18 protein-coding genes are annotated in these 22183 nt (G+C 69.3%); 2 read left to right on the top strand and 16 right to left on the bottom strand.

The window, feature by feature from the left end:
* Window positions 1-9: 9 nt before the first annotated feature.
* Entirely contained in the window at window positions 10-1611 is a 1602-nt protein-coding gene (locus ABZX37_RS21095; RefSeq protein ID WP_354741880.1) for an amidohydrolase, read from the bottom strand.
* 121 nt (window positions 1612-1732) lie between these two features.
* Between ABZX37_RS21095 and ABZX37_RS21100 the strand changes: the two genes are divergently transcribed.
* A complete protein-coding gene (locus ABZX37_RS21100) occupies window positions 1733-3124 on the top strand; it encodes a lysine 2,3-aminomutase (protein ID WP_354741882.1) in 1392 nt (463 codons plus the stop codon).
* Between the two features lie 1027 nt (window positions 3125-4151).
* Here the strand turns inward: ABZX37_RS21100 and ABZX37_RS21105 are convergent.
* The 9 genes from ABZX37_RS21105 to ABZX37_RS21145 form a co-directional block, all read right to left on the bottom strand.
* A complete protein-coding gene (locus ABZX37_RS21105) occupies window positions 4152-4433 on the bottom strand; it encodes an aldehyde dehydrogenase family protein (RefSeq protein WP_354741884.1) in 282 nt (93 codons plus the stop codon).
* A gap of 150 nt (window positions 4434-4583) precedes the next feature.
* Window positions 4584-6149, bottom strand: a complete 1566-nt coding sequence (locus ABZX37_RS21110; protein WP_354741886.1) for an AMP-binding protein — start codon at window positions 6147-6149, stop codon at window positions 4584-4586.
* Window positions 6150-6240: 91 nt separating this feature from the next.
* Complete coding sequence (locus ABZX37_RS21115) at window positions 6241-7089, bottom strand: glucose 1-dehydrogenase (protein ID WP_354741888.1); 849 nt, start codon at window positions 7087-7089, stop codon at window positions 6241-6243.
* Window positions 7086-8342, bottom strand: coding sequence for an LLM class flavin-dependent oxidoreductase (locus ABZX37_RS21120; protein ID WP_354741889.1), 1257 nt, complete (start codon window positions 8340-8342; stop codon window positions 7086-7088). The genes ABZX37_RS21115 and ABZX37_RS21120 overlap by 4 nt, the downstream gene beginning before the upstream one ends.
* A gap of 63 nt (window positions 8343-8405) precedes the next feature.
* The gene (locus tag ABZX37_RS21125; protein ID WP_354741891.1) at window positions 8406-9932 is read right to left on the bottom strand and encodes a GMC family oxidoreductase N-terminal domain-containing protein; all 1527 of its coding nucleotides are present in this window, start codon (window positions 9930-9932) and stop codon (window positions 8406-8408) included.
* A 12-nt stretch (window positions 9933-9944) separates the two neighbouring features.
* Entirely contained in the window at window positions 9945-10712 is a 768-nt protein-coding gene (locus ABZX37_RS21130) for an alpha/beta hydrolase (RefSeq protein ID WP_354741893.1), read from the bottom strand.
* Window positions 10709-11044 (bottom strand): RidA family protein, encoded by a 336-nt coding sequence (locus tag ABZX37_RS21135; RefSeq protein WP_354741895.1) that lies wholly within the window; start codon window positions 11042-11044, stop codon window positions 10709-10711. The genes ABZX37_RS21130 and ABZX37_RS21135 overlap by 4 nt, the downstream gene beginning before the upstream one ends.
* The gene (locus ABZX37_RS21140) at window positions 11037-12167 is read right to left on the bottom strand and encodes an LLM class flavin-dependent oxidoreductase (RefSeq protein WP_354741896.1); all 1131 of its coding nucleotides are present in this window, start codon (window positions 12165-12167) and stop codon (window positions 11037-11039) included. Before ABZX37_RS21140 ends, ABZX37_RS21135 begins: the two co-directional genes overlap by 8 nt.
* A complete protein-coding gene (locus ABZX37_RS21145; RefSeq protein WP_354741898.1) occupies window positions 12164-12544 on the bottom strand; it encodes a RidA family protein in 381 nt (126 codons plus the stop codon). Before ABZX37_RS21145 ends, ABZX37_RS21140 begins: the two co-directional genes overlap by 4 nt.
* Window positions 12545-12662: 118 nt before the next feature.
* Between ABZX37_RS21145 and ABZX37_RS21150 the strand changes: the two genes are divergently transcribed.
* The gene (locus ABZX37_RS21150; RefSeq protein ID WP_354741900.1) at window positions 12663-13046 is read left to right on the top strand and encodes a RidA family protein; all 384 of its coding nucleotides are present in this window, start codon (window positions 12663-12665) and stop codon (window positions 13044-13046) included.
* Between the two features lie 49 nt (window positions 13047-13095).
* On the opposite strand, the gene ABZX37_RS21155 is transcribed toward ABZX37_RS21150, so the two are convergent.
* The 6 genes from ABZX37_RS21155 to ABZX37_RS21180 all read right to left on the bottom strand — a co-directional run bounded on the left by ABZX37_RS21155 (window position 13096) and on the right by ABZX37_RS21180 (window position 22168).
* Complete coding sequence (locus tag ABZX37_RS21155) at window positions 13096-14460, bottom strand: NtaA/DmoA family FMN-dependent monooxygenase (protein WP_354741902.1); 1365 nt, start codon at window positions 14458-14460, stop codon at window positions 13096-13098.
* Between the two features lie 34 nt (window positions 14461-14494).
* Complete coding sequence (locus tag ABZX37_RS21160) at window positions 14495-16090, bottom strand: ABC transporter substrate-binding protein (protein ID WP_354741904.1); 1596 nt, start codon at window positions 16088-16090, stop codon at window positions 14495-14497.
* 67 nt (window positions 16091-16157) lie between these two features.
* On the bottom strand, window positions 16158-17738 hold the full coding sequence (locus tag ABZX37_RS21165; protein WP_354741906.1) for an ABC transporter substrate-binding protein: 1581 nt from the start codon (window positions 17736-17738) through the stop codon (window positions 16158-16160).
* A 251-nt stretch (window positions 17739-17989) separates the two neighbouring features.
* Complete coding sequence (locus ABZX37_RS21170; RefSeq protein ID WP_354741907.1) at window positions 17990-19162, bottom strand: MFS transporter; 1173 nt, start codon at window positions 19160-19162, stop codon at window positions 17990-17992.
* On the bottom strand, window positions 19159-20556 hold the full coding sequence (locus tag ABZX37_RS21175) for an NtaA/DmoA family FMN-dependent monooxygenase (RefSeq protein WP_354741909.1): 1398 nt from the start codon (window positions 20554-20556) through the stop codon (window positions 19159-19161). Before ABZX37_RS21175 ends, ABZX37_RS21170 begins: the two co-directional genes overlap by 4 nt.
* Before the next feature lie 37 nt (window positions 20557-20593).
* Entirely contained in the window at window positions 20594-22168 is a 1575-nt protein-coding gene (locus ABZX37_RS21180) for an ABC transporter substrate-binding protein (protein WP_354741910.1), read from the bottom strand.
* Between the last annotated feature and the right edge of the window lie 15 nt (window positions 22169-22183).

A 22183-nucleotide genomic window follows, 5' to 3' on the forward strand; every position in this document is an offset into this window, starting at 1 on the left:
CCCGGAACTCTAAGCGGCCGGTGTGAACTCGTCGTAGATGACCGTCCCGCCGCGGACGGTGCGCAGGCAGCGCGGCAGCGGCGCGCCCGGCTCCAGCCTCGGCAGCGGCGGCACGCCCGAACGCGGGTCGGTGGACCAGCGCTGCACGCGGCTGTCGGCCGTGGCGACGACGAGGTCGGCCGCGTCCCAGATCGCGTAGTGCGCGGGCGCGCCGGGGACGAGGCTGCCGGTGACGCCGTCGTTGACGCCTGCCGCGCGGTGTCCGGCGCGCGTGTGCGCGGTGAACGCGGCGCGGGCGGAGAGACGCGCTTCGGGAGTGTGGTGGTGCACAGCCGCGCGTACGGCGGCCCACGGGTCGACCGCGGTCACCGGGGCGTCGCTGCCGAAGGCGAGCACGACTCCTTCCGCAGCGAGCTGCGCGAAGGGGTTCAGCGCTGTCGCGCGGGCGCCTAGGCGTTCGGAGTACATGCCGGAGTCGCCGCCCCAGGCTTCGTCGAACAGCGGCTGCACGGACGCGACGACGCCCCATCCGGCGAGTGCGCGCGCCTGGTCCTGGGTGACCATCTCCAGGTGCTCCAGCCGGTGGTGCCGCGCGGCGAGGGAACGCTGGCCGACCTGCTTCTCGGCGAGGCGGAACCCCTCGACCACCTCGCCGACGGCGGCGTCGCCGATGACGTGGAAGCCCGCCTGCAGCCCGGCTTCGGTGCAGGCGACGAGGTGGTCGGCGATGACCGCGGCGTCGGCGTAGAGGGAGCCGGAGGTGCCGGGCTCGTCGGAGTACGGCGCGGTGAGGGCTGCGGTGCGGGAGCCGAGGGCTCCGTCCACGAAAAGGTCTCCGGCGACGCCGTGCGCGCCGAGGCGGCGGGCGGTGTCGAGGGCGTTCAGCTCGCCCCAGTAGCCGACGACCTCAGGCAGGGTCGGGTCGGTCAGCGCCAGGAGGTCGGCGAAGTCTTCCTCGCCGGAGATGTCCGGGCCCGCGCATTCGTGCACCGACACGATCCCGCGCGCGGCGGCCGTCGCGAGGAACGCGCGCTGGGCTGCCTGGCGCTGCGCCCGGGTGACCGCGTCCCGGGCGGCTCCGCGGACGAGGTGGTGGGCGGCGCGGGTGAGCGGGCCGTCTGCGGACCATCCCGCGGCGGACTCGACACCGGGCGCGAGTTTCGTGAGCGCGCTCGAGACCAGCGCGGAGTGGACGTCGACGCGGCTCAGGTAAACGGGCGTGTCCCCGGCAGCGGCGTCGAGTTCGGCGCGGCTCGGGAGTCGCTGGTCGGTCCAGGACGACTCGTCCCAGCCGTGCGCGAGCAGGACCTGCCCGGGAACGACGGCCCCGCGCACCGCGGCGAGCAGGTCGGCGGAGCTGCGGACCGCGGTCAGGTCGAGGCCGGTCAGGTGCAGGCCGGTGGAGGTGGCGTGCACGTGCGCGTCCACGAACGCCGGCGCGACGAACGCCCCGCCCAGGTCGACCACCTCGGCGTCCGGGTGCAGCGCGCGGGCCGGGGCGTCCTGGCCGACCCACACCACCGTGCCGCCGGAAACCGCCATCGCGGTGGCGTCCGGGGAGGACGGGGTGTAGACGCGGCCGCCGAGCAGGAGCGTGGTGCTGTCGTTCACTCCCCGAGTCTCCCGCCTGGTCCCCCGAGCAGGGCAGACCGGGTCATCCTGCAGAAAGATTTACGGTCGACTAACGTTATGGCAGGATATTTTCACGCGTTCCCGACGACTAGGAGTACAGATGACTGCGATCCAGGAACCTGTGCCGACTGCCGCCGCCTTCGACCAGCCGTACGAGTACGTCCGCGCAGAGTTGGCAGAACCCGACTGGCGCCGCTTCCCCGGCTGGCACGACGTCACCGAGGCAGAGTGGCGGGACGCCCAGTGGCAGCGCGTGCACTGCGTGCGCAACGCCAAGCAGCTGCGGGCTCTGATGGGCGACCTGCTGGAGGAGCGGTTCTACGAGGACCTGCTCGCCGACCAGCGCGAGATGGCCACGATGTCGATGCTGCTGCCGCCGCAGATGATCAACACGATGGCCCCGCACGCGGGCACCGACCCGGCGAAGGTGACCGAGGCGTTCTACGCCGACCCGATCCGCCGGTACATGCTTCCCGTGCGCAGCGACCGAGACCCGGCGTGGCCCAGCCACCCGCACGCCGAACGCGACTCGCTGCACGAGGCCGAGATGTGGGTGGTCGAGGGGCTCACCCACCGCTATCCGACGAAGGTGCTGGCCGAGATGATCTCGACCTGCCCGCAGTACTGCGGGCACTGCACCCGGATGGACCTCGTCGGCAACTCGACCGAGCAGGTCGAGAAGCACAAGCTCGCGCTCAAGCCGGTCGACCGGCAGGACGCCATGATCGACTACCTGAAGCGCACCCCCGGCGTCCGCGACGTGGTCGTCTCCGGCGGCGATGTCGCCAACGTGCCGTGGCCGCAGCTGGAGTCCTTCTTGATGCGGCTGATGGACATCGAGACAGTGCGCGACATCCGCTTGGCCACGAAGGCGCTCGCGGCGCTGCCCCAGCACTGGCTGCAGCCGAAGGTGACTGAGGGGCTGCAGCGGGTCGCCCTTACGGCACAGGCCCGCGGGGTGAACCTGGCTATTCACACGCACGTGAACCACGCGCAGTCGGTGACGCCTTTGGTCGCGGAGGCGGCGCGGACGGCGCTGCAGGTCGGTGTGCGGGATGTGCGGAATCAGGGTGTGCTGATGCGCGGGGTCAATGCGACTCCGGCGGCGCTTTTGGATCTTTGCTTTGCCTTGCAGGGTGAGGCCAACATTTTGCCTTACTATTTCTATATGTGCGACATGATCCCGAATGCGGAGCACTGGCGGGTTTCCGTGCATGAAGCGCAGGAACTTCAGCGCTCGATCATGGGCTACCTGCCCGGCTACGCGACCCCGCGGATCGTCTGCGACGTCCCCTATGTCGGGAAGCGATGGGTGCACCAGCTCGCCGAGTACGACCGTGACCTGGGGATTTCCTACTGGACCAAGAACTACCGGACCGGGATCGAGCACGAGGACCCGGAGGCGTTGCAGCGCAAGTACCCGTACTACGACCCGATCCAGACGCTGCCCGAGGCTGGGCAGAAGTGGTGGGCCGACCAGAAGACCCGCTAACCCCGAGCGCATGATCCCGAGCGCTTGCCGACGCTTGGGCGACAGACCTGCAAGCCACGGCTGACCGCCACGGGATCCGCGCCCTGCCGTAGGCGAACCGCGCAGGGGAAGAAGACTTCAAAGTGGTGCCTGGCCAGCGGATATGCCGTCGGCCAGGCACCTGCCAACGTGCCGCGACGTGGCCGTCGGCGCGGTGAAACAGTTCGACCTGCCCGACCGTGCGAGCCCTGACTCGGCTGTGAGAACACACCCAGGACGTCCGCGATTCCGATCGGCGGATGGCCCGGAAACGGCCCAGATGATCCACAGTGGACACTCGCGCAATACTTCCGGACGACCGGCACGAGTGGCTATATTCTGCCGTCCGGAAAGCAAAGGTCCGACTATTTCGAGCCCGTTCGAGCGCGATAGTTTCCGGAATGCTTGCATGGATGACACTAGGTGAATTCACCCCGACTATGCGCTCCACTGCATCGACCATTTCCGAGGTGCCTGCAATAGCGTTCGCCCCGAAAGAAGGCGAGATTACTCTGAGTAGTTTCGCCACAGCGCGAAGTTCGCCGGGGCTGAACAGTTCTGGCTCCCGGTCCGGCCGAACCGCGGGCGTTTGGCGTGCGCAGGGGCCAACTGTCCGAGGCCTGGCGTTCGCTGACTCCCGGGACCGGCTGGCCGACCGGTGCCGCGACCTAGCCTCGTTGCCGCCCGCGCACTGCCTGACCGCCACCAGGATACGGTCGCCGCGACCTGGTCCCGTTCAGTCGATCACTCCGACCAGTCGCACCCCGCAGCCACGGGCAGCACCCTCCTCGACCTGGCTAGCTGTCTCGACTCGGTGGCATCCCGTCCGCGGCAGTTCGCCACCGAAGCTGTCGCCGAACTGCCGCTGAATAGCGTGGGACGCAGGATCGACACGGAACAGGTCCGCGAACCGGCGCGCAACACAGCAGTTCGGCTTCCGTCGCCGGTCGCAGCGGCAACGCTCCGCCAAGTTCCTGTCCCGCGACTCGGGCCCGTTCCTTGGCCTGCATTACGGCTGCGGTTGTCGCTGGTCTCGCGGGGAGACCGAGACCAGCCGCCAGCGCGGCGTCCACCGGCGCCACTCTCCTTCGAACGCGCGGCGCGCCACCGCCACCGCACGGTCAACGTCCTCGGCATCCCCTTGCGCGATCGAGCAAAGCGAGTCCCCGGTCGCCGGGTTGAGCACCTCGATCCGGCGACCGGAGGCGGCATCCGCCCATTCGCCGCCGATGAGGTTCTTCTTCGCCCCCGCGACGAACTGCGGTACCACAAGTGCCGGGCCTGCGGACATTCGTTGTCCCATAGCGCTTTCCGCCTTCACGCACAGCTCGGGACGACCAAGAGCTTCGTCCGGGAACGAGTCTCCGGCGACATTAAGCGGCGCTGACAGAGCGGTCAATTTCCGTTTTTCGAAGCGGTGCTTCGGGAAAACCGAAGTGTCTCAGCCGTCCACCAGGCGGGTCTGTCCAGCCCAGTACTTCGCGCGCAGTTCCCGCCGCAGCAGTTTGCCGGACGAGTTCTTCGGCAGTGCGTCCGCGAACTCGACACGGCGCGGTTTCTTGTACCCCGCGATCGACTCCCGGCAGGCGGCGAGCACCTGTTCCTCGGTCAGATCGCTGCCCGGTTCCCGCACGACGACAGCGAGGACGCTTTCGCCCCACCGCGGATCCGGGACCCCGACCACAGCGGTCTCGGCGACCCCGGGCAGCGCGCCGATCACTTTCTCCACCTCGCTCGGGAAAACGTTGAACCCGCCGGAAACGATGAGGTCGCGTTTGCGGTCCACGATGTACAGGTAGCCGTCGGACATCCGGCCGATGTCGCCGCTGCTCGCCCAGGAATCCGGCCGCAGGAACGCCGCGGTTTCCTCTGGCTGGCGCCAGTAGCCGGTCATCATCATGTCGCCGCGGATCCAGATTTCGCCGCTCTCCCCAGGCGGCGCGTCGTTGCCGTCCGCGCCGACGATCCGCACCTCGATGTACGGGGTGACGCGGCCCGCCGAGGCGAGCCGTTCCGGGGCGGGCTCCGCCGGATCGAATTTGTGGTCCTCTTGCGACAGACTGGACACCGGCATCGGCAGTTCGGTGAGCCCGTAGCTCTGGACGAACACGTCGCCGAACCCGGCGATCGCGCGCGCCAGCTTCGCCGGTGCGATCGCCGAGCCGCCGTAGATGATCGTTCGCATCGAGCTGACAGCGTGGTCACCGTGGTCGCCGCGTTCGAGTTCGTCGGTCAGCATCGTGAGGATCGTGGGCACGATCGGCATGGCGGTCACCCGGTACTTTCCGATCGCTTCCACCGCCTCACGCGCGTCGAACTCCGCGGCGAACAGCTGCCGGGCGCCGCGGACGGTGTACACCAGCCCGTACCAGCCGGCCAGATGGCTGAGCGGCGCGATCTGCAGCATGGTGTCCCGGTCGGTGATCGGCGGCAGTTCGACCATCATGTTGCGGATCGTGGCGAGGAGGCTCCGGTGCGTGTGCATGACGCCCTTGGGCCGTCCGGTCGTTCCCGACGTGTACGGCATCCAGGCCAGGTCCTCCCGCTCCGCCGGAGCGGGAGGGACGGGATCGTGCTCGGCCAGCTCGGCGACTGACCTGGTGCTGACGACTTTCGCCTCGACACCGGCCGCGCGCAATGCTGCGTCCAACTCGGTGACACGGTCCGCGTCGGCGACCACGACGCGAGCCGCGCAGTCCTCGGCTATCTCGGCGATTTCCCGGGCATGCAAGCGGAAACTCACCGCGACCCGGACGAAACCTCCCCAGAACAGGGCATGGTCGACGACGACGTACTCCGCGCAGTTGCGGGCGGCGATCAGGACTCGGTCGCCGCGGCCGAGTCCCAGCCCGGCGAGCCCTCCGGCGAGGCCCGCGGCCAGGTCCCGCAGGCGGCCGAAGGACGTTTCCGTCCCGTCGGCGTGCACGAGCGCGGTCTGTCCGGAATGGACGTCGTAAGTCCGTTGCAGCAGCGAGGAGACGGTCGGACCAGGGAGTTCGAAGCTCACGTTCACCCTCCAACACGAGAACCGGCAAGGGGGACCACACACAGCCGACGCGTACGGAATATTTCATATGCAAGTCGCCGGATGTCAAGGGTCAGGACATCCGGCGGCGCACCTGGCTGCGTTGCCCGGTCGTCCCGCGGTTCATCCCGACCAGGCCTTGTGCGCGCGGATCGAGACCGAACGCCGCCGGGAAATCCGGTCCCGGACCCGCCGCGGTGAGGCCGCCGTCGACAACGAGCGTCTGACCGGTGACGAATTCCGCCGCCGGGCCTGCCAGGTAGCCGACCGCGCGGGCGATGTCCTCGGGCTGGCCCCAGCGCGGCCACGGCTGGCCGGGTGGGCTGGCTGCCGCCAACGCGTCGCCGCGGGCCGATTCGAGCAGCGGGGTCCGGACGAGCCCTGGGCAGACCGCGTTGACCCGGATCCGCTGCGGAGCCAGTTCGACGGCCGCGGACATCGTCAGGTTCAGGACAGCGGCTTTGGCGGCGCAGTAAGCGGTCGAGGCGAGCGTCGCGCCGCTGTACGCGGCGGCCGAGCCGATGTTGACGATGCTCGCCCCTGCGGTCATCACGCGCGCCGCGTGCTTGATCCCGAGGAAGGTGCCGCGGGTCAGGACCGCGAAGGTGAAGTCCCAGTCCTCGACCTCGATCTCGGTGACCGGGCCGAACGCGCCGCCCAGCCCGGCGTTGTTGACCAGGACGTCCACCTGCCCGAAGCGGTCGATCGCGGCCGCCACCACGGCGGCGACATCCCGCTCCTGGCTGACGTCCGCGGGCACGGCCAAGCCGCCCGCCTGCTCGGCCGTTTCCTGGGCGGCGCGCGAGTTCAGGTCGGCGACCACCACCCGGTATCCCTCGGCGGCCAGGTGCAGGACGGTGGCGCGGCCGATGCCGCTTCCGCCGCCGGTGACGATCGCGACCGGTCCTGGCTGCGGCGTCACAGGTTGTAGCCGCGTTTGCGCAGCAGCGGCAGGACGTGGTCACGGATCTGCTGAACGCCCTTGTGCGGGTCGAAGAAGCACAGCGCGACCTGCTCCACGCCGGACTCGTACAGGTCGATCAACTGGTCGGCCACCGTCTCGTAGGAACCGAACAGCTGGTAGGCGCCCATCCCCATGCCGAGGCCCTCGTAGTGCTGCTTGCCGATGCCCAGGTACGGGTCCTGATTCGCGCCGCTCTTGGAGCGGCCCTCGCCGAACTGGTCCTCGGTGACCTCCTGCCGTTCGCTGTTCATGATGTGCCCGCTGCGCGTCAGCCAGACCTCCAGCGCGTCGCGGTCGATCTCGCTGCGCATCCACTCCGTCGTCTCGGCGGCCTTGGCGTCGGTCTCGTCCATCACGACGTAACACATCGCGCAGATCCGTACCTTGCGCCCGTGTTCGGCGGCCATCGCGTGAATTTTCGCCGCACGCCTGGCATAGCCGTCCAGATCCTTGTCGTCGGCGGTGATGAACAGTGCGTCGCATTGCCTCGTCGCGAAGTCGAGACCGATGTCGGACCCGGCCGCGCAGATCAGCAGCGGCCGAGGGCGGCTCGTCGGGAGCGGGTCGATCTGCGCGCCGTGGAACTGGAAGTACTCGCCCTCGAAGTCGACGGGTTCTTCCGAGGACCACAGATGCTTCAGCGCAGTCACGAGTTCGTCCGCGATCGCGTAGCGGACCTGCTGCGACGGCGGGCCGACGAGCCCGAACTGGGCGTAGTCGACGGCGTTCTGCCCGGCCACGATGTTCACGCCGAGCCTGCCGCCGGAGAGGTGGTCCATCGACGCGGTCATCTTCGCCAGCAGCAGCGGCGGGATCTGGTATCCCACGTGGATCGTCGTGTAGATGCCGATCCGTTCGGTGATCGCAGCCGAACCGGTCGCCGCGGTCGCGAAGTCCAGCTGCGAGTTGTTCCAGCGGGTCGCCCCGTCGTAGCCGCTCCACATCCCGTACTGCAGCTGGCTGTCGAACCCGGCTTCCTCGGTCGCGCGCAGCAGTTTCGCGGCGGACGGCCATTTCCAGAACTCCTGGTGCCGTTCCGGGTCGCTGAGCACGGCTTTGCTCGCCGACAGCCCGCTGCTGACGTTCCACGCGAACAGCGACAGGTGCATGTGCTTGTCGCGGTGCAGTTCCGGCTGTCCGCCCGGGTCGAACGGGCCGCGCAGGAGTTCGGCACGGGTGCCTGGCCGGGCACCGGGCGGGCGCTGGGACATGCTGCCTCCTCAGTTAAGACTGACCGGTTGGTATCTGGGACCTAAAACTCGCCGGAGCATCGGTCAACGGACCGATGAGGCGCGCAGGCATCGGCCGCGCACGAGGTCAGCGGCCTTCTCGCCGATCATGATGCTGGCCGCGTTGGTGTTGGCGGACACGACCGTCGGCATCACGGAGGCGTCCGCGACGCGAAGCCCGTCGATTCCGCGGACGCGCAGGTCGGGGTCGACGACCGCTTCGTCGTCGGTCCCGATCCGGGCGGTGCCGGAAAGGTGGAAGTAGCTGCTGATCGACTCCCGCACGGCCTGTTCCAGCTCCGCGCGGTCGAGGCGCAGCATCGCGGTCGTGTCCGACCGGCCGTCCCACTCGTCGAACGCGCCCGTACGCACGATCTCGTCGACCAGCTCCACTCCCCTGACGAGTTCGTCCAGGTCGCCGCGTTCCCGGACGTAGGCCGGGTCGATCAGCGGCGCGGCCAGCGGGTCAGCTGACGCCAGCCGCACCGAACCCCGGCTCGCCGGGCGCATGTGCCCGATCGCGAAAGTGAAGCTGTCCGGGGCGGGCTGCTGCCAGCTCAGGTGGTAGTCGAAGTTCATCACGCACAGGTTCAGGTCCGGTCCGTGGTCGGCGCCGTCGGTGCGGGCGAGCAGGGTGGCCCCGTCCATTCCGGTGGCCGTGAGCGGTCGCCGCGCGTGGTAACGGATACCGGCCAGCAGGATGTGGTCCTGGAGGTTGCGGCCGACACCCGGCAAGTCGCACATCGGTTCGACGCCCGCGGCCGCGAGTTCGTCCGCCGGTCCGATCCCCGACAGCAGCAGCAGGTGCGGCGAACCGACCGCACCGGCGCACAGGATCACCTCGCCCGCCGACACCGACTCACGGACACCGTCGCGCAGATACTCGACGCCGTGGCAGCGCCCGTCCCGGACGGTCAGCCGCAGCGCGGTCGACTGGGTGCGCACGGTCAGGTTCTGGCGAACCGTCGCGGGTCGCAGATACGCGGTGGCGGTGCTCTCGCGAGAACCGTCCAGGACAAGAGATTCCGGATGGCCGACGCCGGACATCTCCGCGGCGTTGAATTCGCCGGTTCGCTGGTGCCCCGCGCTCAGCGCGCCCTGGACGAACGCCTCGCCGAGGCGATGCGGCTCGCCGGGCGCTCGCGGCCGCAACGGACCACCGGTTCCGCGGTAACGGGGATCTCCGCCGGGAACATGCTCGGACCGCTGGAAATACGGCAGCACGCCCGCGTAGTCCCAGCCCTTCGCACCCAGGCTCGCCCAGTGGTCGAAATCGAGCCGGTGCCCGCGCAGATGGGTCATGCAGTTGATCGAGCCGGACCCGCCCAGCACCCGGCCGCGCGGTGCGGGATGCGCCCGGCCGGTCCCGGCCTGCGCCACCGTTTCGAAGCCCCAGTTCGCGTCGGTGTCCTGCAGTTCTTCCCAGCGCGCCGGATCCATGACGTCGGCCCGCCGTTCGTCGCCGCCCGCTTCGAGCAGCAGAACGGAAACGCCCGGGTCTTCGCTCAGCCGGGCGGCCACGACGCAGCCGGCGGATCCGCCGCCGACCACGACGAAGTCGAACTTGTCCATCGAACCGCCCTTTCACGTTGACAGGAAACGCTCCACCGCGGCAGCGGTCTCGTCGAACGCCGTCCAGAAAACCGCGTGCTGACCGGGCACCTGCACGATGTCGGCCAGATACGGCTCGTAGGCCGCGCGCTGTTCGGGAGTCACCAGGCCGAACTCGGGCGCGTAGATCAGCTGCGCCGGGCGGGTCAGGGTCTCCGGCGGCGGTGCGGGCGCGGCGAACTCGCTGAAGATCGACACGATCGCGGCCTGGCTGGTGCGCCGCTTGATCCGGCCGTCCGGCAGCCGGTCGAACTGGGTCTCGACCTCGGCCAGCAGTTCCGGGTCGATCTTCCGCTCGCCGGTGTTCTCCCGGCTGCCGAGGAAGTCCTCGACCGAATCCCACACGTCGCCGGTCAGCTCCTGCTCAGCCCGGTGCTGTGCCAGCTGCGGCGAGATCCGGATGACCGGCTCGATCAGCACCGCGCGGCCGATCTTCTCCGGCCGCCGCGCCGCCAGGTCCAGCAGCAGCCTGCCGCCGAAGGAGAAGCCGAGCCAGTCCGGCCGGTCCAGGCCCAGCGCGCCGACGGACTCGATCAGGTCGTCGGCGCAGGTGGCGTGTGTCCACGGCGGATTCCAGCCGGACCGGCCGTGCCCGCGCAGATCGAAGGCGATCACCCGGAACTGCCGCGCCCATCGTTTGGCCGCGACGCGCCGGAACTCCCCCGCGTGCGAACCGACGCCGTGCACGCAGACGAGCGGCGGTGCTTCGGGGTCGCCCCATTCGGAACGTTCGAGGATCATGCCCGCTCCGCCAGTACTTCCAGCCGCACCCGGTCCTCGTGCGGGAGCGCGGCGACCAGGGTGAGCCGGACCGGGTGCGCGTCCGCCGGGAACCATTCCGCCCAGGCGCCCCAGAAGTCGCCGCGGTACGAATCCTCGGACAGGTAGCAGGTCGCCTTCACGACGTCGGTCAGCGCGCAGCCGACACTCTCGAGACCGGCCTGCACGCCCGCCATCGCCGCGCGGATTTCCTCGGCCAGCGACCGCCTGCCGGGGTGCGGCTCGGGAATGGGAGAGCCCACGAACGCGAACTCGCCGGTGGAACGCACTTCGAATGCCGCGGTGTCAGTCATCGACGGCTGCCCTCACCTTCGGCAGGACCTCCTCGGCCAGCAGCCGCATGGTCCGCTCCACGCAGTGGTCGTTCTCGGTCAGCGACGGTGCGAGGACCCAGTGCGTCGCGTTGTTCGCGCGCGCGGACTGGATCATCTTCTCGGCCACCGTGTCCGGCGAACCGACGAGCAGATGGTCGCGTTCGAAAAGCAGGTCGAACGGCGGGGTCGCGCGGATCGCCGGATCGTCCGGGTCCTCGCCCTCGTCGAGCCAGACCTTGATGCCGCGCACCTTCTCGATGTAGGCGAACGAGCTGGTCACCTCGGGTTCGGCCAGTTCGCGCGCTTCGGCGTCGGTCGGGGCGATCAGGCATCCGCGCAGCACCGCCGATCCGTTCTGCAGCGGGGCTCCGCCGCCGCGCTCCGCTTCGTCCTGATAGGACGCGTTGAGTCCGTTGAGAATCCCTCGGGTCGGGAACCAGGTGATGGTCTTCAATCCTTGCTGGGCCGCCGAGACGAAACCGCCGGTGGTGTCGGTGACGCTGTAGAGCGGCGGACCGCCTGTCTGATGGGGGCGCGGGATGACGGCCATGCCGGTCGCCTTGCCGCTCTCGTCGGTGTACTCGCTCGGGCCGCCTGGCCATTTCGTGTCTGGGTGTGGGTATTCGAAGCGCTCGCTGCTCCACTTCAGCGGATCCTGCGCCCAGGCGGCGCGCAGGAGGCCGAGCCGTTCGGCGAAGATCGCCTTGCTGCGGGCGTCGGCGGAGCGGTCCGCCTCGGCGTTGAGGTTGATGATCTCCGCTTGCAGGATGCCCCGGCTGAGCGCGACGTCCAGCCTGCCGCCGGTCATCTGGTCGAGCATCGCCAGGTCCTCGGCGAGCCGGATCGGGTGCCACGCCGGGAGGATGACCGCCGCGATCCCGATCCGGATCCGGCGGGTGCGGCTCGCCAGGTCGGCCAGCAGCAGCGCGGGGTTCGGCGACTGGTCGACGCCCATGTGGTCGAAGTGGTGCTCGCCGATCCAGATCCCGTCGATGCCCAGCTCGTCGGCGAGGACGAATCGTCGTCGCGCCTGTTCCAGGACTTCGTGCCAGGGCCGCGCGTCGTCCTTGTTCTCCAGCGCGTGCAGAAGGTCGACTCTCACGATTCCGCTCCCCGGTAGGCGATCGCGTCGATCTGCACGCGACAGTCGCCCGCGACGCCGAGCGCGACCGTGCAGCGAGCCGGGTACGGACCGGGCGCGAACACGTCGCGGTAAGCCTGAACGAACTCCATCCGATCGGTCTCCTCGCGGACGTAGCAGGTGGTTTTGACGATGTCGCCCAGGCCGCAGCCGGCCTGCGCGAGCTGGTCTTCCAGCAAGGCCAGCACCACGCGGGTCTCCTCGCCGACGGTGCCCGCCTCCGGGACCCGGCGCATCGTCGCCGGGTCGATCGCGATTCCGGAGGCGAACGCGAAATCCCCGCTCGCCGAACCGCCAGCGGAACCCGGATGCTTTCGCTGTTCGAAATAATCCGCCATGCACAACTCCCGACGCTTGCTGGTCTCGGTGCCGTTCTCAACATACCTACCGTTTGGTATGATGTCGAGATCCCGGCTGTTTTCCTTCCGTTCCCCCGCAGAAAGCAGGAGGTATCCCATGCCCACTTTCCTCACCGAAGATCCGGCGGCGGCCGACCGGTTCGGTCTTTCCGGAGCCGCGGTCGCGGGCGGCCTCGTCTTCGCCGGCGGCATGGCTCTCGACCTGGACACGTTCGCCCGGCTTCCCGGCACCGCAACGGTTTCCGCCGAGACCCGGGTCGTCCTCGACCAGATCCGGGAGGTCGTGGAGGGGGCGGGCGGTGCGCTGTCCGGAATGCTCAAGGCGACCTGTTATGTCAGCGCGGCCGAGCACATTCCGGAAATGCTCGCCGCTTTCGACGACTATTTCTCGGGCGGTCCGCTGCCGATCCGGTCGGTGGCGGTAGCAGGCCTCGCGGGAGCGTGCCGCGTGGAAATCGATGTGATCGCGTCGGCGGGCTGATTTTCCGAAAACGGACCGGGTTCGGCGGAACCCGGTCCGTGGTGGACGGTCACCGGCGATGCCGGGCGGCGGGGTGCCGGTCCGGCAGCCGGTCGCCGTATCCCATCAGCTTCTCGCGCAGCGTGCCCGGCGCGTATTCGCGCTGGGCGAGCCCGCGGTCCTGCAGCACCGGGATGACGTGCTCCACGAACTCGACCAGCGACGTCGGCCGCAACTCCATCGAGACCGTGACGCCGCCGACCCCGGCCTCGTGCCACCGCTGCAGCACGTCGGCGATCTGCTCCGGGGTGCCCACGACCCGGCCGCGGTTCCGGCTGGCCCGGACCACTTCCCGCAGGGTCGGGACCCGGTCTTTCGGCAGCCCGTCGACGAGCGCCTGGAGACTGCCGGACATGCCGCCGCTCCCGGCCGGGTCGTTCAGCAGGTCGACCGGATCGTCGGGGCTCAATCCGGAGAAGTCCTTCCCGATCGCGGAACTGAGGTGCGCGACGAGGTCGGGGAAGTCCGCGCGCTCGAACAGTTCGGCGGCCTTCCGGCGCGCCTCCGCCTCGGTGCTGCCGACCACGAAGCGGGACGAGACGACGAACGAAATGTCGTCCGGACGCCTTCCGGACCGCACCGCGAGCCGCCGGACGTCGGAGATCGTCTCCGCCATCGCGCGCTCGTCCGTTTCCGCGATGAACTGGATCTCGGCGTGCCGGGCGGCGTACTCCCGGCCCGCCGGCGAGCCACCCGCCTGGACCAGCAGCGGCGTGCGCTGCGGGGTCGGATGAGTCAGGTGCGGACCCTGCACCCGGTAGCGGTCCCCCGCGAAGTCGATCGGATGCACCTTCGCGGGGTCCACGTACACCCCCGACGCGACGTCGGCGAGCAGCGCGTCGTCCTCCCAGGATCCTTCCCAGAGCCGGTAGACCACGTCCGCGTATTCCTCGGCCCACGCATAGCGCTCTTCGCGGGAAGGCAAGTCGGCGTACCCCAGGTTCCGGGCCGCGTTCGGGCTGTAGGAGGTGACCATGTTCCACCCGACACGGCCGCCGGTGAGCTGGTCGAGCGTGCTGGCGCGGCGCGCGAACGTGAACGGATGGTCTTGCAGGATCGAGCTGGTGAACAGGAATCCGAGGTGTTCGGTCGCCGCGGCGAGCCCGGAGATCGTCACCGCCGGGTCCCACAGGATCATCCGGCCGCCGCGCACCTCCGCTTCGCGGTCGTCCGCGGTGAAGCCGCCCATGCCCATGGCGTCCGCGAAGAACATCGAGTCCATGCAGCCGCGTTCGGCGGTGCGAGCCAGGTCGCTCCACCACTGCAGGTCCGGGACGGCGCGCGGCGGGACCAGTTCCGGGTGCCGCCACAAGCCGAACTGCCCGTCGAGCCAGCCCAGTGCGGTGAACGCGTGCAAGGTCAGTCTGCCGGCCATGGCCGATCGCCTCCTCAGGTCGTGTGCGAACGGCTCACGCGAGCGAGATCTCGTCCCAGCGGAAGCCGTTGAAACCGAGTCCGGAAGCGTCTTTGCGCGCTCCGGTGAACTTCTTGCGGTAAGCGTCGGGGATGTTGTGCCTCCCCCACACCAGCCACGGCCCCTCGTCGTGGATCACCCGCGACAGTTCGTGCATCAGGTCGGTGTATTTCGCGCCCGTCGTGGTCATCGCCTGCGCGTACAGCGAATTGACCTTCGGGTGGTCGAAATGCTCGCCGTTGAACCCGCCGGTGGGCAGCCAGCAGTAGGACGCGTTGTCGTAGAGGGACTGGGTGTAGTCGTAGCTGTTCTTGAGCTGCGAGCTGAAGTAGCCGGGACCGTAGAACGACGACAGGTTCTGCACCGGCTCGATGGTCAGCTCGACCCCGATCGCCTTCGCGTACTCCACCATCAGCGTGGCCGTGCTCATCGCGCTCGGCTCGACCTGCCCGACCCGGTAGGTGACCCGCATGCCCTCCATTCCCGCCTGCTTCAGCAGCCATTTGGCCCGGTCCAGGTCCTGGCGCCGCTGCGGGATCGAGCCGTCCACCGCGGGATCGATCCGCGCCCACGCGCCGATGTCGTTGCCCGGCTCGCCGAAGCCCGAGTAGAGCGTCTTCACCATCTGGTCGCGGTCCAGCATCAGCTTGAACGCCTGCCGGACCCGGTTGTCGGCGAACTGCGCGCCCTGGTCGCACCGCATGCCGGTGAACTCGAACGCCCCGGTCTCGGACACGATCAGCGCGAGATCGCTCCTCGCCCGGATCTGTGCGCTCAAGTTCGCCGGCACCCGGTCCATCCCGTCGATCTGGCCGCTGATCAACGCGTTCGTCCGCGCGGTGATCGGATCGCTGAACCCGACCAGTTCGAGCGAATCCAGGTACGGGCCGTCCTCGCGCCAGTAGTTCTCGTTGCGGTCGCCGACGAATCGCTGTTCCGGCTGGAAGCTCCGATACTTGAACGGCCCGGTCCCCACGGGGTTCTTCGGGTCGAAGCCGACCGGGACGATGCCGGTCGGCGCCTCGGCGAACCCGTCCCGAAGCTGCGAATTCGGCGATTTCAGCTCCAGCCGCACCGTCCGCTTGTCCACAGCGGACAGACCGTTCGGGTCGATCGAGGCCAGCAGCCCCGCGGAGAAGCCCGGGTTCTTCGGGTCGAGGTTGCGCCGGATGGTGTGGATGATGTCGTCCGCGCCGAGCGGTTTCCCGTTGTGGAACGTGACGCCGTCGCGGACCCGGACAGTCCAGGTCTTGAAGGTTCCCGGCGCGGGCTCGAACTCCTCGGCCAGCCCCGGCTGAAGACGCCACGAGTGGTCGCGGGCCATCAGCGTGTCGGTGAGCGCGGTGGCGAGCGCGAACGACGAGTCCGAGGCTTGCGGATCCATCGACACTGTGCCGGCGAAATCCGAGGGAGCGAAACGGAAAGTCCCGCCCCGCTTGCGCGGTCCGGTCGGCGCCGCGTCCCCGGCTTCGACCGCCGATTCGCCCGGCGGCCCGCCCGAGCACGCGGCCAGCGCCAGACCCGCCGCACCGGCGGCGGCCGCGCCGAGCAGCCGCCGCCTCGTCATGCCAGGGACCAGGTTCTCGTGCATGTGCCCGCCTTTCTCCCGGTGCCTGGACCGCGTCGTCCCGGCACCGGCTAGATGGTCGACCCGGCTGTCAGGCGAGCGAGATGTCGCTCCACTGGTAGCCGTTGAACCGGCCCGACGCGTCCTGCACGGCTCCGGTGAACTTGTCGCTGCAGACGTGGACCGTGTTCTGCCGTCCCCACGAGATCCACGGGCCGTCATCCCAGACGAGCCGCGACACCTCGTGCATCAGCTCCTGGTACTTCTCCGGAGTCGCCGCCAGCGCCTGCGTGTACAGCGAGTTGACGCGCGGGTTGTCGTAACCGGTGTTGTTGTAGATCCCTTTGCCGGTGAAGCAGTACGCGGTGTTGGCGAACATCGTCTCGGTCGAGTCGGAGTCCACTTTCAACTGCGAGGTGTAGTAGTCCTGGCCCCCGTAGTACTGGGCCCGGTTCGCGACCACGTCCAGGTTCACCGTGACCCCGGCCGCCTTCGCGTTCTGGACCAGGACATTCGCGGATTCCACCTGGCCGGTCGCGAGCTGGCAGGTGCGCAGCGTGACGGTCATCCCGTCCTTGCCCGCGGCCTTCAGCAGGGACCGCGCCTGGTCGAGATCCTGTGCGTGCTGCGGCAGCGAGCCGTCCATCGCCGGGTCGAACTCGGCCCACACACCGGTGTCGTTGCCGACCGCGCCCTGGCCGTTCCAGGCGACCTTGACCATTTGCGGCCGGTCGACCAGCAGCTTGAACGCCTTGCGCACCCGCGGGTCCTCGAACACCGCGCCCTTGTCGCACCGCATCTCGAAGACCTGGTAGGCACCCGACTGCGAGATGAGGACGTTCAGGTTGGGGCGCGCGGAGATCTGCGGCAGCTGAGCCGGGTGCAGCCCGTCGATGCCGTCGATCTGCCCGGACAGCACCGCGTTCGTCCGCGCGGTGGTCGTGTCGGCGAACCCGATGAACTCGAGACCGTCCAGATAGGGCCGTCCCTCGCGCCAGTAGCTGCCGTTGCGGGTGCCGGTCCAGCGCTGGCCGGGGGTGAAGTTCACTTGCTTGAACGGGCCGGTGCCGACCGGGCGGTTCGGATCGAACCCCACCGGCATGATCGCCGCCTCCGACGGCGCGAACGCCCGGCGCAGCTGCGAGTTCGGGCTCGTCAGTTTCAGCCGCAGCGTGCGTTTGTCGAGTTTCTTGATCGCGTTCAGGTCGATCGCCTTCAGGAGGTTCGACGCCGAACTGGGGGTCTTGGGGTCCAGGATCCGCTGCAGGCTGAAGAGCACGTCGTCGGCGTCGAGAGTTTTCCCGTTGTGGAACTCGACGCCCTCGCGCAGCCGGATCGTCCACACCGACTGGTCGGTTCCCTCGGGTTCGAGCAGCTCCGCCAGCGCGGGCCGCACCCGGTTCTGATGGTCCGGCGCGACCAGGGAATCGAACATCGCGAAGCGCAGTTCGTAGCCGCTGTTGATCGACAGCGGATCGGCCGAAGTGGTGCCTGCCGTCGAAATCGGGGCGAAGCGGAAGGTTCCGCCGCGCTTGCGGGGCCCGGTCGGCGCGGTGGCGGTCCGCACCGCCGGGGTTCCGGCGCAGCCGGCGAGCAGCAACCCGCCCGCCCCCAGCGCCCCGAGACGCAACGCCTGCCGACGGGTCAGTCCGGCGGAAAACGGTTCAGGCATGGGTTTCACCTCTCGATCGGCGACGCTCATCGCGCGGCGATGAGCTTTGTGCACCCCCCGCGACCAGGCTCGCGGTGTTTCGGCGTGCCCGGCGAACCGCTCGCGGCACCCGGTCCCCTCTTCACACCGACCGGTCGGTACTGAGAAGGTAGCCGCGCGCACCTGGGGAGTCAAGCCGGGACAGCACCCGCGATTCCGGGCTTTTCCGCTGGTAGGCAGACCGCTCCGCAAGCGCGCCCCCTCCTGCTGTCTCAGGTCTGCCCGCGCCGCCGGACGATGCCGAGGGAGACCGCCAGCAGCACAGCCACCGCCACCCCGGGCACCACTGTGCCGATCCCCGCGAGGCTTCCTCCAGCGAGCGCGCCGAGGAGGTTTCCGGCGGCCCACGAGATGTTCGTCAAACCGAAGGCGAGTCCTTGCTGCAGTCCGATCCGCTGCGCTCCGGCGGAAAGCAGCGCGAACCCCGGAACGAGGAACAGCGAGATCGCCGCGGCGAGCGCCACGATCACCAGTACGGCCGGGAAAACGGCGGCCGGAACCGCCAGCAGCACAGCGAGCGCCGCGGCCAGCACGAGACCGACGCGGATCGGGGCCAAGTGGCCGCGGCGGTCCGACGCGCTGCCGGCGAGCCGGGTAACCACCACCTCGGCGAACGCCGCGCACAGGAACGTCGCGCTGACCACCGCTCCGCCCGCGCCGAGACCGGCCAGCTTGAGCGGTCCGGTCACGGCGACGGTCCCGAACGCGACCCCGGCCGCGGCGACGAGCCACCCCGGCACCGCGACCTCCGGTCTGCCGACCGCCGACACCAGCTCCCGCAGCCGCTGCCGGTCGCTTCTCCCGGACGCGGGCTGCCTGCCGACACCGATCGCGAGAACGCCGAAAAGCCCGGCCAGAACGGTAAAAACCAGCTGCAGCGAGACCAGCTCGGCTACTCCGCCGACCACCGGGCCGAGCATGCCGCCGAGGGAACCGGCGGCCAGTCCCATGCTCAGGGTCCGCGCCCGTCGCCCGGCTGGCGCGACCTCCACCAGCCACGAGAACGCGCCCGACCAGGCGAGCGTACCGGCGACGCCCTGGACGAACCGGGTGATGTCCAGGAGCGCGAGCTGCCTGCCGTAGCCCATGCCGATGCTTCCGGCCGCGACGAGCGCCAGCGAGATCAGCACGGTGGTCCGCGCGCCGAGCCGGGCGACCAGCATCCCGGCGGGCACCGAACCGGCGATGGAGCCGGCCGCGTAGAGCGCGACGAAGAGCCCGGCCTCCGCGTGCGACATGCCGAAATCGGCCGCATAGCGCGGAATCAGCGGGGTGACGAGAGTGAGCAACGTGGTTTCGGTGAAGACCACCGCACAGATCAGCCAGGCCAGCGGCGGAGACCTGCGCGCGTCGTCCGGGCGGTTCACCGGTGCGTCGGGTCTCACGAATGTCGCTCACCTGCCGTCCGCGAACCCCTGCGGTGCCGCGCGGCCGGATGCCGGTCCGGAAGCCGGTCGCCGTAGCCCAGCACCCGCTGCCGGAGCGTCCCCGGCGCGTACTCGCGCTGGGCGAGGCCGCGGTCCTGCAGCACGGGGATGACGTGGTCGACGAAGTCGGTCAGCGAACCGGGGCGGACGTCCATGCCCACCGCGACGCCGCCGACCCCGGCCCGCTGCCAGCGTTCGAGCTGGTCGGCGATCTGCTCGGGCGTGCCCACTCCCCCGTGCCGGTCGCCGCGGGGGCGGATCAGATCGCGCAACGTCGGCGGACGGTCCGTCGGGAGCGAGCCGATGAGCGACTTGAGCACCCCGGACATACCGCCGCTCGACGTCGCACCGGCCAGCAGCTCGGATACCGGGGCATCGGGTTCCAGCCCGGTCAGGTCCACCCCGATCGATGTGCTGATGGCCGCGACCTTCCCGGCGAAGTCGGCGTAGCTGTCGAGATCGTCGGCTTTTCGCCGGGCCTCCTCCTCTGTGCTGCCCACGACGAAGCCGGTCGAGATGGTGAAGCAGATGTCGTCAGGTCTGCGGCCCGCTCGCGCGGCCAGCCGGCGCACCGCCGCGATGTCCTTCGCCGCCGACTCGGGATCAGGCGCGGTGATGAACTGCATTTCCGCGTGCCGGGCCGCGAATGCCCGCCCGGCGGGCGAGCCGCCCGCCTGTACCAGCAGCGGCGTCCGTTGCGGCGTGGCGTAGGTCAGGTGCGGTCCCTGGACCCGGTAGCGCTCACCCGCGTAGTCGATCGGGTGCACTTTGGCCGGATCCACGTAGACCCCCGTCGCGGCATCGGCCACCACCGCGTCTTCTTCCCAGGAGCCTTCCCACAGCCGGTAGGCGACGTCCACGTACTCGTCCGCCCACCGGTACCGCTCCTCGCGCGGCGGAAGGTCGTCCATCCCGAAGTTCCGCGCGACGTTCGGGCTGTAGGACGTCACGATGTTCCAGCCGACCCGTCCGTTCGTGAGGTGGTCGAGCGTGCTCGCCTTGCGCGCGAAGGTGAACGGGTGCTCCTGAAGAATCGAACTCGTGAAAAGGAATCCGATGTGCTCGGTCGCCGCGGCCAGCGCCGGGATCGCGACCGCCGGGTCCCACAGGATCAACCGGCCGTCGCGCACCTCCCTTTCCTGGTCGCTCGGGGTGAACCCGCCCATCCCCATCGCGTCGGCGAAGAAGAACGAGTCCAGGCGGCCGCGCTCGGCGACCCTGGCCAGTCCTGTCCAGAACTCCAGCTCCGGCACCGTCCGCGGCGGGGTCAATGCCGGGTTGCGCCACGCGCCTCCCTCGCCGTCGGTCCAGCCGAGTTCGGTGAATGCGTGAAAGGTCAGCCGACCAGCCATGCGAAGCGTGTCCCTTCCTTGTCCGCTGCCGCGCCGGTCAAGCCAGCGAGACGTTCCAGAGCCCGTATTCGTTGAGCGAACCGCCGCCCGCGCCTGCCGTGATCCCGGTGAATTTCCTGGTGAAGGCGCTGAAGACGTTCTGCCGTCCCCACACCAGCCAAGGACCTTCGTCCTGGATGATTCGCGACACCTTCCGCAGCGGGGCGTCGTATCCCGCACCGGTCGCCGCCAGCCCTTGTTTGAACAGGGAATCCACCTCGGGATCGGCATATCCCGCGGCGTTGTATCCCGCGTCGGAAAGCCAGTAGTACTCGGCGCCGCCGTACATCGACATGGTCGACGCGTAATCGATCTGGAGCTGCGCTTTGTAGTATTCGCCGGTGTAGAACTGGGCGTTGTCGCGGACCTGGTCGAGGGTGATCGTCACGCCGATCTTCTTCGCCTGCTCGATCAGCACCTGCGCCGTTTCGGTCATGCCCGGCAGCAGCTCCGCCACCCGCAGCGGGACGGTCATCCCCTCCTTTCCCGCTTCCCGCAGCAGCGCACGCGCCTGGTCGAGGTTCTGCGCCGGCGGCGGCAGGCTCGGATCGCAGGCCGAATCCCACTGCGGGAACACCCCCACGTCGTTGCCGATCGCTCCGTGTCCGGAGTAGATGGTGTTCACCAGCTGCTGCCGGTCCAGCATCAGCTTGAACGCCCTGCGCACCCGCGGGTCCTCGAACAGCTGTCCCTTGCGGCAGTTCATCGAGACGAACTGGACCGACCCGGTCTGCGACTCGACCACCACCAGGTCCTTGCGCTGTTTCAGCCGCGGCAGCTGCGAGATCAGCACGGTGTCGATCGCGTCCACCTGACCGCTCAGCATCGCGTTGACCGCGGCCACCGGGCTGGAAAGCCCGATCAGCTCGACCCGGTCCAGGTACGGCGCGGAATCCGGCCGCCAGTAGTGCGGATTCCGGGTGCCCGCCCACTGCTGGTGCGGGATGAAGCTCTCCTGCCGGAACGCGCCGGTCCCGACGGGGTTGCGCGGGTCGAAGCCGACCGGGACGACTCCGCAGAAGCTGGTGAATCCGTCCGGCAGCTGGGAATTCGGGTACTTGAGCTTCAGCCGGACCGTGCGCTTGTCGAGTTTCTTCAGTCCGGCCGGGTCGATCGCGCCCAGCAGCGCGGCCGCCGCGGCGCCGAGCTTCGGGTCGAGGATCCGGTTGATGGTGAACATGACGTCGTCCGCGCCCAGCGTCTTGCCGTTGTGGAATTCGACGCCGTCTCGGACGCGGATCGTCCACGTCGAGGCGTCCTTGGGGTCGGGCGCGAATTCCTCGGCCAGCTCCAGCTGGAGACGCTGGTTCGCGTCCCACTTCACCAGCTGGTCGTAGCACGGGAAACTCGATCCGCCGCCCAGCAGTTCCGGGTCCGCTCCGGTCGCTTCGTTGAACGACGCGCTGGCGAAGCGGAAAGTGCCGCCCCGTTTGCGGGGCCCGCTCGGCACCCCCGCCGCGGCGGAATCCGCCTCCGGCGCGCCGCCGGAGCACCCGGCCAGCACGATCGCCGACGCCGCCATCCCGCCGAGAAAGCCGCGACGGCTGAGTCTCGCCGAAACACCTCTTTGCATGAAATCCCGCTTTCC

The sequence above is a fragment of the Amycolatopsis sp. NPDC004079 genome, from assembly GCF_040610415.1.
Lineage (GTDB): Bacteria > Actinomycetota > Actinomycetes > Mycobacteriales > Pseudonocardiaceae > Amycolatopsis > Amycolatopsis halotolerans.

Coding starts and splice junctions, on each gene's coding strand:
- ABZX37_RS21155 (WP_354741902.1), bottom strand. CDS start 14,460: ATGGCCGGCAGACTGACCTTGCACGCGTTCACCGCACTGGGCTGGCTC.
- ABZX37_RS21125 (WP_354741891.1), bottom strand. CDS start 9,932: ATGGACAAGTTCGACTTCGTCGTGGTCGGCGGCGGATCCGCCGGCTGC.
- ABZX37_RS21105 (WP_354741884.1), bottom strand. CDS start 4,433: ATGTCCGCAGGCCCGGCACTTGTGGTACCGCAGTTCGTCGCGGGGGCG.
- ABZX37_RS21145 (WP_354741898.1), bottom strand. CDS start 12,544: ATGGCGGATTATTTCGAACAGCGAAAGCATCCGGGTTCCGCTGGCGGT.
- ABZX37_RS21175 (WP_354741909.1), bottom strand. CDS start 20,556: ATGGCTGGTCGGCTGACCTTTCACGCATTCACCGAACTCGGCTGGACC.
- ABZX37_RS21150 (WP_354741900.1), top strand. CDS start 12,663: ATGCCCACTTTCCTCACCGAAGATCCGGCGGCGGCCGACCGGTTCGGT.
- ABZX37_RS21165 (WP_354741906.1), bottom strand. CDS start 17,738: ATGCCTGAACCGTTTTCCGCCGGACTGACCCGTCGGCAGGCGTTGCGT.
- ABZX37_RS21130 (WP_354741893.1), bottom strand. CDS start 10,712: ATGATCCTCGAACGTTCCGAATGGGGCGACCCCGAAGCACCGCCGCTC.
- ABZX37_RS21180 (WP_354741910.1), bottom strand. CDS start 22,168: ATGCAAAGAGGTGTTTCGGCGAGACTCAGCCGTCGCGGCTTTCTCGGC.
- ABZX37_RS21135 (WP_354741895.1), bottom strand. CDS start 11,044: ATGACTGACACCGCGGCATTCGAAGTGCGTTCCACCGGCGAGTTCGCG.
- ABZX37_RS21120 (WP_354741889.1), bottom strand. CDS start 8,342: ATGTCCCAGCGCCCGCCCGGTGCCCGGCCAGGCACCCGTGCCGAACTC.
- ABZX37_RS21160 (WP_354741904.1), bottom strand. CDS start 16,090: ATGCACGAGAACCTGGTCCCTGGCATGACGAGGCGGCGGCTGCTCGGC.
- ABZX37_RS21100 (WP_354741882.1), top strand. CDS start 1,733: ATGACTGCGATCCAGGAACCTGTGCCGACTGCCGCCGCCTTCGACCAG.